Source organism: Streptomyces sp. NPDC016677, from assembly GCF_055562815.1.
The window spans coordinates 1-1,131 of sequence record NZ_JBVHEO010000051.1; the positions used below are offsets into that span (position 1 = coordinate 1).

The window sequence follows — 1,131 nt, forward strand, 5'->3', positions numbered from 1 at the left end:
ATAACACTTTCAAAGACCGCATACATAAATTCTGGAGCAAAATCAACAAAGTTATCTTCCCTTAAAGCTAGTTGGGGACGAACTACTCTAAGGCTCATTGTAGTTCCTGCTGTACTAATTTGGCCATGTACCGCATTAATACGTATATTGCCGAATTTACCATCTAAAATTGGATTTTTAGGGGTGAAGTCTTTCCCATTTGCATTTGCGAATTTTTGTATAATCCTAATGATATACTCTTCTGTTATCTCCCGGTTCCCTGTATACTTCATTTTTTTATCATTCGTTTCAATAATTAAATCTGTACCATTATAGCCAATATCCGTAACAGTCTCGTCTCTTATAATTTCTTCAATAATTCCTGTACCGACCGTTTCTTGGACGATATATTCTACAATATCTTCATTTCCTCTTACCTCATATGGATGTTCCTTCATAACAACTTGTTTTAATTCATCCCTTGCAGCAGGATCTAAGAGTCCTCTTACAATTAGTTCTGCATGGGATTGAATTAATGATTCTTGTATATTTTTTAGAATTTCTGGCTTTATCCACGGGGTTTTTACTTTTAGCCTATTCTCTATCAACCTATCGCCTCCTATTTATGATTCTGAAATAGTTACTTTAGCAGTTGCTTGATATTTCATCGTACCATCTATAATAAGTACCTTAATAGCTTTTATGGCACCATTTCCATTTTTTAAATACTCAAATTTATAGGTTGCCGCATCACTAATTTTCACATTATTATTTACAGACATTCTCTCTTCAAAGTCCTTTTCAAATTCCTGGATAGAAATATAAAGTTCTCCAGGCTTAATTCGCGAACTATTATCTGCATTATGGATAGCAGTTGTTCTTATCGTTTCCGTTAGACTCAGCACAATTGAGTCTTGCTTAAAGTTAGTTTGGTAATAAATGCCTGTTACAATTATTAATAATATCCCCATAAGCATTAACCACAGAGTAAAAGGAAGATCTCTTAGCATTTATTTGTAATCCTTTCTAATTAAGAAGAAGTCCAGCTATTCTGTTGTATACTCCTTATACTTTAACTGAATAAATTTAATAAACCTGAAGCAACCCCTGCAATATTAGGGAAAGAGCCAAGTAAATTTTCATTACCTTTAT

The 1,131-nt window shown here is 33.2% G+C and carries 2 protein-coding genes; both read right to left on the minus strand.

From position 1 onward, the window contains the following. On the minus strand, positions 1-587 hold a 587-nt coding region (locus ACZ3IG_RS36225; RefSeq protein WP_467437492.1), incomplete at its 3' end, for a hypothetical protein. Positions 588-602: 15 nt separating this feature from the next. Beyond that, on the minus strand, positions 603-956 hold the full coding sequence (locus ACZ3IG_RS36230) for a hypothetical protein (protein WP_467437494.1): 354 nt from the start codon (positions 954-956) through the stop codon (positions 603-605). Positions 957-1,131 lie beyond the last annotated feature (175 nt).